10 protein-coding genes are annotated in these 11,065 nt (G+C 72.2%); 5 read left to right on the top strand and 5 right to left on the bottom strand.

Translation table 11 applies throughout. The annotated features are described in order from the left end of the window. Nucleotides 1–91: 91 nt before the first annotated feature. Both ACFWJ8_RS14705 and hpf read left to right on the top strand, forming a co-directional pair. Nucleotides 92–796 (top strand): ComF family protein, encoded by a 705-nt coding sequence (locus tag ACFWJ8_RS14705; protein WP_378812789.1) that lies wholly within the window; start codon nucleotides 92–94, stop codon nucleotides 794–796. An 89-nt stretch (nucleotides 797–885) separates the two neighbouring features. Further along, nucleotides 886–1,545 carry a ribosome hibernation-promoting factor, HPF/YfiA family gene (gene hpf / locus ACFWJ8_RS14700; RefSeq protein WP_378812786.1) on the top strand — a complete coding sequence of 220 codons (660 nt, stop codon included), beginning with the start codon at nucleotides 886–888 and terminating at the stop codon, nucleotides 1,543–1,545. Nucleotides 1,546–1,610: 65 nt separating this feature from the next. Here the strand turns inward: hpf and ACFWJ8_RS14695 are convergent, their stop codons facing one another. After that, the gene (locus tag ACFWJ8_RS14695) at nucleotides 1,611–2,300 is read right to left on the bottom strand and encodes a GntR family transcriptional regulator (RefSeq protein WP_378812783.1); all 690 of its coding nucleotides are present in this window, start codon (nucleotides 2,298–2,300) and stop codon (nucleotides 1,611–1,613) included. Then, nucleotides 2,297–3,799, bottom strand: coding sequence for a chlorohydrolase family protein (locus ACFWJ8_RS14690; RefSeq protein ID WP_378812780.1), 1,503 nt, complete (start codon nucleotides 3,797–3,799; stop codon nucleotides 2,297–2,299). Before ACFWJ8_RS14690 ends, ACFWJ8_RS14695 begins: the two co-directional genes overlap by 4 nt. A 143-nt stretch (nucleotides 3,800–3,942) precedes the next feature. Here ACFWJ8_RS14690 and ACFWJ8_RS14685 point away from each other — a divergent pair, with 143 nt between their 5' ends. Continuing rightward, nucleotides 3,943–5,154 (top strand): amidohydrolase family protein, encoded by a 1,212-nt coding sequence (locus ACFWJ8_RS14685; protein ID WP_378812777.1) that lies wholly within the window; start codon nucleotides 3,943–3,945, stop codon nucleotides 5,152–5,154. A gap of 2 nt (nucleotides 5,155–5,156) precedes the next feature. Beyond that, nucleotides 5,157–6,413: an MFS transporter gene (locus tag ACFWJ8_RS14680; protein WP_378812775.1), complete on the top strand. Its 1,257-nt coding sequence runs from the start codon at nucleotides 5,157–5,159 to the stop codon at nucleotides 6,411–6,413. Between the two features lie 57 nt (nucleotides 6,414–6,470). Here ACFWJ8_RS14680 and ACFWJ8_RS14675 read toward each other — a convergent pair whose 3' ends face one another. Next, entirely contained in the window at nucleotides 6,471–7,043 is a 573-nt protein-coding gene (locus ACFWJ8_RS14675) for a TetR/AcrR family transcriptional regulator (RefSeq protein WP_378812773.1), read from the bottom strand. Nucleotides 7,044–7,096: 53 nt separating this feature from the next. Between ACFWJ8_RS14675 and ACFWJ8_RS14670 the strand changes: the two genes are divergently transcribed. Beyond that, nucleotides 7,097–7,651, top strand: a complete 555-nt coding sequence (locus ACFWJ8_RS14670) for a hypothetical protein (protein WP_378812771.1) — start codon at nucleotides 7,097–7,099, stop codon at nucleotides 7,649–7,651. On the opposite strand, the gene ACFWJ8_RS14665 is transcribed toward ACFWJ8_RS14670, so the two are convergent. Continuing rightward, nucleotides 7,617–8,975, bottom strand: a complete 1,359-nt coding sequence (locus tag ACFWJ8_RS14665; RefSeq protein ID WP_378812768.1) for a hypothetical protein — start codon at nucleotides 8,973–8,975, stop codon at nucleotides 7,617–7,619. The genes ACFWJ8_RS14670 and ACFWJ8_RS14665 overlap by 35 nt on opposite strands. Before the next feature lie 260 nt (nucleotides 8,976–9,235). Next, the gene (locus ACFWJ8_RS14660; protein WP_378812965.1) at nucleotides 9,236–11,050 is read right to left on the bottom strand and encodes a DEAD/DEAH box helicase; all 1,815 of its coding nucleotides are present in this window, start codon (nucleotides 11,048–11,050) and stop codon (nucleotides 9,236–9,238) included. Nucleotides 11,051–11,065: the final 15 nt, after the last annotated feature.

Genomic DNA, 11,065 nt, shown 5'->3' with positions numbered 1-11,065 from the left:
CCACTCCTCCCCAGGCACCGGTGGGCGGCATCCCTGCACAGATCGGAACCGGACGAGTGGATGCCGCCGCGCCTCGCCGCAGGCTGGGCGCATGCCGAATGCCCTCGTCCTCGCCGTCCGGGCCGCGTGCGCGGATGCGCTGGCGCTCCTGCTGCCGGTCTCGTGCGCGGGCTGCGACGAACCGGACGTCGGGCTGTGCGAGCGGTGCGTTCTGGCTCTCACCCCGGCGCCGCGGCGGCAGGTGATCCCCGCGGACGGCGGCGGCCTCACGGTGTGGAGCGGGCTGGTCTTCGAGGGTGTGGCCGCCCGTGTGCTGCGGGCGATCAAGGAGGACGGCCGGACGGGGCTCGCACGCTCCCTGGCGCCGGCGGTGCGGGCGGCGGTGGCACGCACCGGGGTCGACGCCGACGTCGCGCTGGTGCCGCTTCCCACGTCGCGCGCCGCATACCGGCGCCGCGGCTTCCGTGTGCCCGACCTGCTGCTGCGCCGTGCGGGGCGGCCTGTGACGCGGCTGCTGCGGCACGCGCGCCGCACCGGCGACCAGCGGGGCCTCGGCCGCGAGGCCCGGCGCAGCAACGTCGACGGGAGCCTGGCCGTGCGTCCCGGCGGGCCCCCCGGCGTGCGCGTGCTGCTGGTGGACGACGTCGTCACGACGGGTGCGACGCTGGCCGAGGCGGCCCGTGCGCTGCGCTCCGCGGGGGCCGAGGTGATCGGCGCCGTGACCGTCGCCGCCACGCCGCGGAACTTCGCACGACCCGGTGAACACCGACCGGACACGTTCGAAACTCACAGGTGACAGACCCCGAACGCCCGACTACGGTGGGGGGCACAAGGCGACTGAAGGTCCGCCCTTGACCGGGTGGACCGGAACAAGGAGGTCAGGGGATGGAAACCAGCATCGTCGGCGTGGGAGTGGGTATTTCGGATCGCTTCCGCTCGGTCGTCGAAGAGAAGGCCACCCGCATCGAGACCCTCGCTCCGCGTGCGCAACGCGTGGAGGTCAAGGTCACCCACCGCGCGTACCACAACGGGCGCGTGGAGGATGAGACCGTCGAACTCACCGTCGACGGCAAGGGACCGGTCGTCAGGGCCGAGGCCACCGACGGCGACAAGTTCACCGCATTGGACCTCGCGGTCGACAAGCTGTGCGAACAGCTGCGGCGCGCGAAGGACAAGCGCGTCGACGCACGCAACCACCCGCGCGGCGCCAAGTTCGAGAAGGGCAGTGGCGCGATCGAAGGGATCGATCTGCAGCCGGCATCCGTCGACGTGCTCCGTGCCGTCGCGACCGGCGAGATCCCGATCATCACCGGCAACGAGGAGGAAGAGGGGTACTCGCCCGTCGTCATCCGCACGAAGGAGTTCCAGCCCGAGTGGATGGCGGTCGAAGAGGCCGTCGATCGCATGGAGCTGGTGGGGCACGACTTCTTCCTGTTCATCGACGTGCGCACCGACCACCCGAGCGTCGTCTACCGGCGCAAGGGCTGGGACTACGGTGTCATCTCGCTGACCACGCAGGCGCAGCCCGAAGAGCTCGCCTCCTGATCCACGTTCCGTCGGGGGCGGCCTTCGGGCCTCGCCCGACGCGTGTGTCGGGGGAGCAGCCGCCCTCAGGGCAGGAGCAGCGGCGCGAGCGCCTCGAGGGCGGGGCGCCGGCCTCGTTCGATGTGCGCGTAGGCGATCGCCGCGGCGAGTTCGCCGTTCCCGGAGGCGATGGCGTCGTGGAGCGCGCGATGCTCGCGCAGCTGATCGGGTTCGCCGGTCTGACTGGTGCGGCGGAAGATCCACTCCATGCGCCCGAGCATGGGCTGCAGGCTCCGGGCGAGGAGCGAGTTGCCCGAGAGCTCCAGCACCTCGGCGTGGAAGCGCAGGTTGAGGGCGATGCCGTCGCGGTCATCGCCCTCGGCGAAGCTCGCCTCGGACGCCGCCAGCACGTCGGTCAGCCGGTCGACGGGCGCACCGCCGGCCGCACGCAGCGCCGCCTGGCGCGCGGCGAACGGCTCGATGCACAGTCGTGCGTCGAAGAGCTCCTCGATGTCGGCGGTCGTCACCGGCGAGACCACCGCGCCGCGCCGCGGCGACGCCTGGACGAACCCCTCGGACTCCAGCCGGTGCAGCGCCTGCCGCACGGGGACCCGCGAGACGCCGTAGCGCTCCGAGAGATCCCGTTCCTTGAGCCACGTCCCCGGTCGCAGCTCGTCCGACACGATGTCGCGCAGCAGCGCGCCATAGACGCTGTCGGCCAGCGCCTCGGCGCCCTCGTCGGGATCGGCCGGCGCGGCATCGGCGTGGGCGGTCATGCGTGCTCCTCGAAGGCGGCGGCGTCGGCGACGGGATACACCGGCGGGAACAGGTCACCCGCGGTGCCACGGTAGCGGTCGCGCTCGCCGTATGCGTCGCGCATCGTCTCGAAGAGCGCCTGCATGTCGCGCCGCACCTCGGCCAGGTCGACGCCCGGGATCCGGCCGTCGCGCATGACGACGCGGCCCGCCACCATCGTCAGGCACGCGTCGCGCGCCGTGCCCGCGAGCACGAGCGTGCGCAGCGGATCGTCGATCGCCCCCATGCGCACGTCGTCGAGACGGAACGCCGTGAGGTCTGCGGTCGCGCCCGCCGCGATGCGGCCGAGGTCGGGGCGGTGCAGGGCCGCCGCGCCGCCGAGGGTGGCGGCATCCACGTACGCGGCGACGTCGCCCGCGGCGGTGTCGCCATGCTGCACCTTGGCGGCGGAGACCCCGGTGTCGATGCCGCGGATCAGGTCGGGCGGGAAGGAGTCGGTGCCGAGCGCGAACGAGACGCCGGCCTCGCGGTACCGCGAGAGCGTGACGAGCTCCGAGCCGTAGCGCGCGTTCGTGAGCGGGCAGTGCACGATGGCGACCCCGGCGGCGGCGATCCGTGCGAGGTCGCCGCGGTCCTCTCCGTGCACGCGCGGATCGATGTCGATCACCGTGCCGTGCGGCACGATCACGCGGTCGTGGAGCAGCCCGTGGGCGGCGAGGTGCTCCAGCGGGGTGCGGCCGTACGTCGCCTGGATGTAGCTGCGCTCGAATGCGCCCTGCAGTGCGTGGATGCGGACGAGCGCTCCGCGCTCGCCCGCAGCGCGTGCGGTCGCCTCCATCAGCTCGGGGGTGAGGGTCTCGATGCGGCAGGGGAGGAACACACCTGTGAGGAGCGGGTCGCCGAGTGCCCGGATGCCGTCGACGAACCGGATCGCGTCGTCGAGGCCGTCACGCCCGGCCTGCTCGTTTAAGCGGACGTCGCGGCGGCCGTCGGCGGTGACGACGCCGACGCCCGAACGGTAGGACGGGCCGAGGAATGCCCGCAGGCCGAGGGTGCGCGAGAACTCCGCCATCGCGAAGAAGTCGTCGGCCGACTCCGCCCACTCCGAGTGCACCTCGGACGCGATCGGCATGTAGCTCGTGATGCCGTGGAGCGCCAGCTGCACGAGGGCGACCTCGCGCACACGGCGACGCTCGGCCTCGGTGAACACGTGCCGACGCCGGTCGAAGTAGTCGTCCGACCACGTCAGCCGCGTCGCGTGCGCGGCGTCGCTCCACGAGTCCAGCAGCAGGTGGTCGACGTCCGTGAGGGCGTCCAGGTCGATGAGGCCCGGCATGAGCAGGGCGGCCCCCAGGTCGATGCGCTCGTCGATCTCTGCGACGGTCGCTGTGGGGAGGGATGCCGCCGCCCCGACCCATGCGATGCGGTCGTCCTCGACGAGCACGGCGCCGTCGCGCAGCTCGGTGTGACTCGTGCCGTCGAAGGCGAGGACGTGATCGGCGGTGAGGAGGGTGCGCATGCGTGTGACTCCGGTGGTATCCCAGCAGGGACGGTCGAGCGTGATCCATGCCACTCTATCGATCGTCTGATCGGTTTGGTATACCATCAAGAGGTCGCGCCACACCGGAGTGCGGCATCCGCCCCCGTCGAAAGGAACCAGACGTGCTGATTCGGAACGTGCGACCGTGGGGCGGCGACGCCTCTGACATCGTGATCGAGGGCGACCGCATCGCCGAGATCCGGCCGCACGACCCGGCTGCCGTGGCAGGGGGCGCCGACGTCGACGGGCGGGGGCGTCTCGCCCTGCCGTCGTTCAGCGACGTGCACGTGCACCTCGACTCGTCGCGCATCGGGCTGCCGTTCCGTCCGCACACCGGTGCCCCGGGCGTGTGGGGCATGATGCTCAACGACCGGAACAACTGGCGTGGCACCGACGTGCCGCACGCCGACATCGTCGCCGGCACGCTGGAGCAGATGATCGCGAAGGGCACGACCCGCGTGCGCACCTACGCGCAGGTCGACGTCGACTGCAAGCTCGAGAAGTTCGACTCGGTGATGGCTGCCAAGGAGAAGTTCCGCGACCACGCCGACGTGCAGGTCATGACGTTCCCGCAGGCCGGCATCCTCCGCGAAGAGGGGACGGTCGAGTATCTCGAGGAGTCGCTCAAGCAGGGCGCCGACGTCATGGGCGGCATCGACCCCAGCCAGCTCGACCGCGACCCCGTGAGGCATCTCGACATCGTGTTCGCCCTGGCCGAGAAGTATCAGGTCGAGATCGACATCCACCTCCACGAGCCCGGCGCGCTCGGCGTCTTCAGCACCGAGCTCGTGCTCGAGCGCACGCGCGCCCTCGGCATGCAGGGCAAGGTCACGATGTCGCACGCGTACGACCTCGGCGCCGTGTCGGAGGCCGTGAGCCGACGCCTCATCGACGAGTTCGCCGAGCTCGACATCGCGATGGCGACCATCGCGCCGTCGACGAGCAACCACCTGCGACTGCTCGACCTCTCCGCCGCCGGCGTGCGCGTGGGCCTCGGCGAAGACGGCCAGCGCGACTACTGGAGCCCCTATGGCAACTGCGACATGCTCGACCGCACGTGGCAGCTCGCGTTCGTCAACGGCTTCCGCCGCGACGACCACATCGAGCTCGCGCTGGCCGTCGCCACGATGGGCGGCGCGTCGATCATGAGCCACTCCTCGCCCCGCGTCGCCGGCGTCGGCGACCGCCCGGGCGTCCAGCCCGGCGACCGCGCCGATCTCGTCCTCGTCGAGGGCGAGACGCCGACGAGCGCCGTCATGGACCGCAGCGATGACCGCACCGTGCTGCACGACGGCCGCGTGGTCGCCGACGGCCTGCAGGTGCTCGGGCTCTGAGCGTGCGGGTGCTCGTCGTGGGCGACGCTCCGGTCGCTCCGGTACGAGCGGTTCCGTCGGGAGCAGGGGATGCCGCGTCCTCGCGCGCCGCGCGCGCTCTCGGTCTCACGGCGGTCGTCCTCGTCGGTGTGAACCTGCGTCCCGCGATCACCTCCGTCGCGGCCCTCCTCGACGAGGTGTCGGCGCAGTTCTCGCTCGACCCGCTCGCCGCCTCGGTGCTCGTGACATTGCCCGTGATCGCGCTCGGCGCGAGCGCACCGCTCGGGCCGTGGCTGGCACGCCGCCTGGGCGTCGCGTGGGCGCTGACCGCGACGATGATCGCGCTCGCCGCCGCGCTGTCGCTGCGCGTGATCGGTGCGGCGCCGCTCCTGGTCGGCACGGTCGTGGCCGGTGCGGCCATCATGGCCGCGAGCACGCTGGTGCCGCAGTACCTCAAGTCGCTCGCCGCGAGCGGACTCTGGGTCGGCGTCAGCACGATGTCGTTCGGGGCGGGGGCTGCGGCGGGCGCGGGAATCACGGCTCCGCTCTACGCGTGGTTCGGCGACGACGCGCGCCTCGCGCTCGGAGCGTGGGCCGCCCTGGCCGCCGCGGCGGCGCTCGCGATGGCCGCCGCCGCCGCGCGGGGTTCCACCCGGCTCTCCGGGGCCGCGGCGCGACCGCGTCTGAGGATCGGTCGCGGTGACGGGCGGACGATCGCGCTCGTCACCGCGGTGTTCGCGCTGCAGGCGTTGCTGTACTTCGCGGTGACCGCGTGGCTGCCGAGACTCGTCATCGACCGGGGCGCGTCGACCGCGACGGCGGGGGCGCTGCTCGCCTGGTTCAGCCTCATCGGACTCGTGCCGACGCTCGTCACCCCGATCCTTGCCCGGCGCCCGCGGGTGCTCGCCTGGTTCGGTCCGGCGATCGGCGTCTTCGTCGCCGTCGGCTACGCCTGGCTCCTCGTCGCCGAATCCGCGCAGTACGTGTACGTCGTCGGCCTGCTCGGCGTGTTCCAGAGCGCCGCGTTCGCCCTCGGCATCAGTCTCATCGTGAGCCTGTCGGCTGATCCGGCATCGGCGGGCGTCGTGTCGGCGGTCGCTCAGGGTGCCGGCTTCGCCGTCGCCGGCATCGGGTCGCTCCTCATCGGCCTGCTGCACGACGCGACGGACGGGTGGGTCGCGAGCTTCGTCGTGATGATCGTCATCGCCCTGGCCTTCAGCGTCGTCGTGGCAGCCGTCACCCGCCGCCCGGCCGTCGACCTCGTCATCCGCGAGCAGTGAATCCGCGCTGACACCGGCGGCGGCATTCTTTCGCGAGAGGTGGATGCCGGCGGCCCGTCAGCGTCGCAGGAACAGCCCCGCGATCGCGCTCTCGCGCACATCGTCGAGTGCGGGGTCGAGGCGGTCGGCCGCGGCGAACTGGCTGGCGCCGTGGAGGAGGCTCCACAGGAGCTCGGCCCGCAGGGCCCGGTCGCGCTCGTCCGCACCGCCGACCGCCCGTTCGAGCAGGGCGAATCCCTCGCGCAGGGTCGCGGGGGTGTCGGTCGACGCGAACGCGACGCTGGTGCGGGCGGTCGACATCGCCTCGTACACCGCGGGGTGCGCCTGCGCGAAGCGCAGGTATCCCGAGATCAGGCGGGGGAGCGCCTCGGCGGGATCGTCGTCGACCGCCGGGGAGCGCATGACGTCGGCGAGGTCGGCGTAGCCCTGGATCACGACGCGCGCCACGATCTCGTCGCGCCCTGCGGGGAAGTGCCGGTACAGGATCGGCTGGCTCACCCCGACGGCGTCCGAGAGCCGGCGCACCGTGACCGCCGGCCAGCCGTCCTGCTCCGCGATGTCGCGGGCCGTCTCGACGATGCGCGCCTCGCGGTCGCGGAATCGCTCTGCCTCTTGCGCGGTGCGTGCCATGTGGCTATGTTAGCACCGCTAACTGTTAGCAGTGATAACACCTGGAGACAGACATGGACCTCATCATCGGCATCACCGCCACCCTCGCGATCCTCGCCCTCGCGGTCATCTACGGCACGGACGTCGTGGCGGCCGTCGTGCAGCGCCCCGTCTACGCCGAGATCGACGACCGCAGCCTCGTACAGGTGCTCGGCCGCGGCCACTACTACGGCGACCGCCGCCTGCCGATCGTCGGCATCTCCGGTACCGTGCTGACCGCGGCGACTGCCGGCCTCTCGCTCTTCTGGGGCACCGTGGCGACGGGTGTCATGTCGCTCGTCTCGCTGCTGCTGCTCCTGGTGTGGCTCACGCTCTTCGCCCGCATCTCGGCGCCCATCAACAAGGTGCTGACGAAAGCCGCGCTGGGAGTCGATCATCCCGCTGCGCGCGGTGCTCCTCGGCGTGTCGATCCTGCTCCTGTGCACGACGATCCTCTTCGGCTGACCCGCCGCAACGAGGATGCCTCGGTCCAGCGCGCCGCGCAGGGCCGAGGCATCATGAGGGTGCATGGATGCCGGCGGCCCGCGCCGGCCGTCAGTCGAAGAAGCCGTCGAGCAGGCTGCCGATGACGAGACCGCCGAGGATGCCGCCCATGACGTCGGAGCCGCCGTTGCCGCGGCCGCCGTAGCCGCCGCGCTGGCCGTAGCCGGGCCCGCCCCACTGGTCGGGCTGCGGCCGCGCGTTGTCGATGTCGCGCTGGGCGAGCTGCAGCGCCTCGCTCGCGAGGAACGCCGCGCGCCGAGACATCGCGAACGCCTCCTCGCGGTGGTCGTCGTCGATGGAGGTGACGGCGGAGGCCGACGTGCCGAGGTAGCGGTCGAGGTCCGCGCGGACGCGCTCGGCCTCGGCGAGGCGCGTGCGGGCATCGGCGCCGATCCAGCCGCGGTGCCCCGCGATGACGTCGCGCGTGACGGCGAGCTGCCGGTCTGCGTCGTCGATCGCGTGGCGCACGTGCTCCAGCGGGGGGATCGGCCGTGCCGCGCGTTCGCGGGCGGCCGCGATCGCCGCGTCGAGCCCCGTGTTGGCCTCGCGCAGGCGCGTCAGCTGTTCGAACGGGTCGGTGTTGACGCCGCCGGCGGGGAGTGCCGCCAGCGCCGCCTGGAGCTCGTCGATCGCCGCGCCCACGGCGGGCGACGCGGGCTCCTTGAGCGCGAGGACGAGGTCGTCGCGCGAGTCCTCGACGATCGCCGCGAGGGTCGACTCGGCGCGCAGCGCCTCGACCTCGAAGGTCTCGACGGCGTCGATCAGCTTCTCGGCGCGGCGCACCGACTCGATGGAGGCTTCCAGCGCCATGCTCGCCTGCTCGCGCTGGCCGGCCTCGCGGCGGCGTTCGGCGACGCCGGCGCTGTGCTCGGCGAAGCCCAGGAGCTGCTCCGCCTCGGCCGGGTTCGCGGAGATCTGGGCCAGCGCGCCCGTCGCGTAGCGGGCCGACAGGCGGTCGACGGTCGCCCGGGCGTCGGGCAGCGCGAGACGCAGGCGTGCGGCATCCGCCCGGATCTTCGCGATGATCTCGGGAGCGCGGCGTGCACGCTCGATCGGGGCCGCGAGCGCCTCGGTGCGGTCGTCGAGGAGGTCCTCCGCCCACTCGCACAGCTGGACGATGCGCGCGTTGCGGGTGCGCAGCTCTTCGGGCGTGTCAGGGATGTCGTCGTGGTTCAGCTGGTGCAGCTGGAACGCCTCCTGCAGGTGCGTGCGCACCGAGTCCAGCGCCTCGCGGAGGTCCTTCGTGGCGCCGGGGCCGAGCTCGGCGTCGGCGAACGCGAGCTCGTCGGTGGTCAGGCGGATCCGCTCGTCGGCGGCCACCAGCGCCTGCTGCGCACGGCGCGCGAGATCCGCGTCCTGTGCGGTCAGCTCTTCCTGCTCGCGCTTGCGTCTGCCCCAGAATCCGGCCATGTATCGATCCTATGGGCGCGGCTGTGAGCGGGCTGAGGCGGACCCCCGTTGCGGTGGATTGTTCGCCCAGAGCGTCCGGATCCGCGCCGTGCGGGGGAGGGATGCCGCCACCCGGGGTCGCCGGCGCCGCATCCCGCACGCGACGAGCTCCGGCCCACGCCGGCAACCCGGTTTGGGGCGCGAAACTCCCTTGGGGCGCACGTCGTGCGCCCCAAGGGAGTCCATGCGCCCCAAACCCCAACGGGTGAGGGGCGAACGCGTCAGTCGGCGTCGCGCTTGTGACGCGGCTTGCGGTCGCCCGAGTCGCGGTACGAGCCGCGGCTGCCGCGGTCGCCGTAGCCGCCGCGGTCGCCGTAGCCGCCCGAGCCGCGGTCGTCGCGGCGGCCACGGGACGTGGCATCCGTGCGACGCTGCGGGCGTCCGCTGTCGGGCCGCAGCTCGATGAGCTGGCCCGAGATGCGGGTGTCGGCGAGTCGGTCGAGCGTGCCGTGCGGCAGGTCGGACGGCAGCTCGACGAGCGAGAAGTCGGGCATGATCTTGATCGCGCCGAAGTCGTCGCGGCGCAGGCCGCCCTCGTTCGCCAGCGCGCCGACGATCTGGCGGGGCTCGACGCGCTGACGCTTGCCGACGTTGATGCGGTACGTCGCGAAGCCCTCGCGCGGCGTGCGGCGCTCGGGGCGGTCCCCGCGGTCGCCGTAGCCGGCGCGGTCCGGACGGTCGCCCCGGTCGGGCCGGTCGGTCCGCTCGCGGCGCGGAGCAGGCTCCGGGTCCGGCTCGAGCAGCAGCGGGGTGTCGCCCTGCGCGACCACGGCGAGGGCTGCCGCCACGTCTGCCTCGGGCACATCGTGGTTGCGCACGTAGTGGGCGACGATGTCGCGGAAGGCGTCGATGCGCGCCGTCTCGTCGAGAGCAGCCGTGATGCCGTCGTCGAAGCGCGACAGACGGGTCACGTTGACCTCGTCGACGCTCGGCAGCGACATCTCGGTCAGCTCCTGGCGGGTGGCGCGCTCGATCATCTTCACGAGCCCGCGCTCGCGGGGCGTCACGAAGCTGATGGCGTCGCCGGTGCGGCCGGCACGGCCGGTGCGGCCGATGCGGTGCACGTACGACTCCGCGTCGGTCGGGATGTCGTAGTTGACGACGTGCGAGACGCGCTCGACGTCGAGCCCGCGCGCGGCGACGTCGGTCGCGACGAGGATGTCGAGCTTGCCCGACTTCAGCTGGTTGACCGTCTTCTCGCGCTGCGGCTGGGCGATGTCGCCGTTGATGGCGGCAGCGGAGTAGCCGCGGGCGCGCAGCTTCTCGGCGATCTCCTCGGTGACGCTGCGGGTGCGGCCGAAGACGATCATGCCGTCGAAGTTCTCGACCTCGAGGATGCGCGTGAGGGCGTCCATCTTCTGCTGCCAGGCGCTGATGAGGTAGCGCTGCGAGATGTTGGACGAGGTCTGCGTCTTCGCCTTGACCGTGATCTCTTCGGGATCGTTGAGGTACTGCTTCGACATGCGGCGGATCGTCGCCGGCATGGTCGCCGAGAACAGGGCGACCTGCTTGGTGTCGGGGGTGTCGGCGAGGATCGTCTCGACGTCCTCGGCGAAGCCCATCTTGAGCATCTCGTCGGCCTCGTCGAGCACGAGGTACTGCAGCTCCGAGAGGTCGAGCGTGCCCTTCTCGAGGTGGTCGATGATGCGACCGGGGGTGCCGACGACGATGTGCACGCCGCGACGCAGCGCCGACAGCTGCACGCCGTAGCCCTGCCCGCCGTAGACGGGAAGGATGTGCACGTCCTTCAGGTGGGCCGCGTACTTCTCGAACGCCTCGCAGACCTGCAGCGCGAGCTCACGCGTCGGGGCCAGCACGAGCGCCTGCGGGGTCTTCTGCGACAGGTCGAGCCGATCGATGATAGGCAGCGCGAACGCGGCGGTCTTGCCGGTTCCGGTCTGCGCCATGCCGACGACGTCGCGCCCGGCGAGCAGCGTGGGGATGGTCGCCGCCTGGATCGCCGAAGGCGTCTCGTAGCCGATGTCCTTCAGCGCCTTGAGGACGGGCGCGCTGAGCCCGAGGTCGGAGAAGGTCATCGCTGCGGGCTCGGT

Origin of the sequence: Microbacterium sp. NPDC058389 (assembly GCF_042722305.1) — a bacterium.
Taxonomy (GTDB): domain Bacteria; phylum Actinomycetota; class Actinomycetes; order Actinomycetales; family Microbacteriaceae; genus Microbacterium.
Note: the sequence above shows the minus strand (reverse complement) of the source record. Positions and strands in the feature narration are given on the sequence as shown.

Excerpts from the sequence above, each read along its gene's own strand:
- ACFWJ8_RS14690 (WP_378812780.1), bottom strand. The coding sequence starts at position 3,799 with ATGCGCACCCTCCTCACCGCCGATCACGTCCTCGCCTTCGACGGCACG.
- ACFWJ8_RS14665 (WP_378812768.1), bottom strand. The coding sequence starts at position 8,975 with ATGGCCGGATTCTGGGGCAGACGCAAGCGCGAGCAGGAAGAGCTGACC.
- hpf (WP_378812786.1), top strand. The coding sequence starts at position 886 with ATGGAAACCAGCATCGTCGGCGTGGGAGTGGGTATTTCGGATCGCTTC.
- ACFWJ8_RS14705 (WP_378812789.1), top strand. The coding sequence starts at position 92 with ATGCCGAATGCCCTCGTCCTCGCCGTCCGGGCCGCGTGCGCGGATGCG.
- ACFWJ8_RS14675 (WP_378812773.1), bottom strand. The coding sequence starts at position 7,043 with ATGGCACGCACCGCGCAAGAGGCAGAGCGATTCCGCGACCGCGAGGCG.
- ACFWJ8_RS14695 (WP_378812783.1), bottom strand. The coding sequence starts at position 2,300 with ATGACCGCCCACGCCGATGCCGCGCCGGCCGATCCCGACGAGGGCGCC.
- ACFWJ8_RS14660 (WP_378812965.1), bottom strand. The coding sequence starts at position 11,050 with ATGACCTTCTCCGACCTCGGGCTCAGCGCGCCCGTCCTCAAGGCGCTG.
- ACFWJ8_RS14670 (WP_378812771.1), top strand. The coding sequence starts at position 7,097 with ATGGACCTCATCATCGGCATCACCGCCACCCTCGCGATCCTCGCCCTC.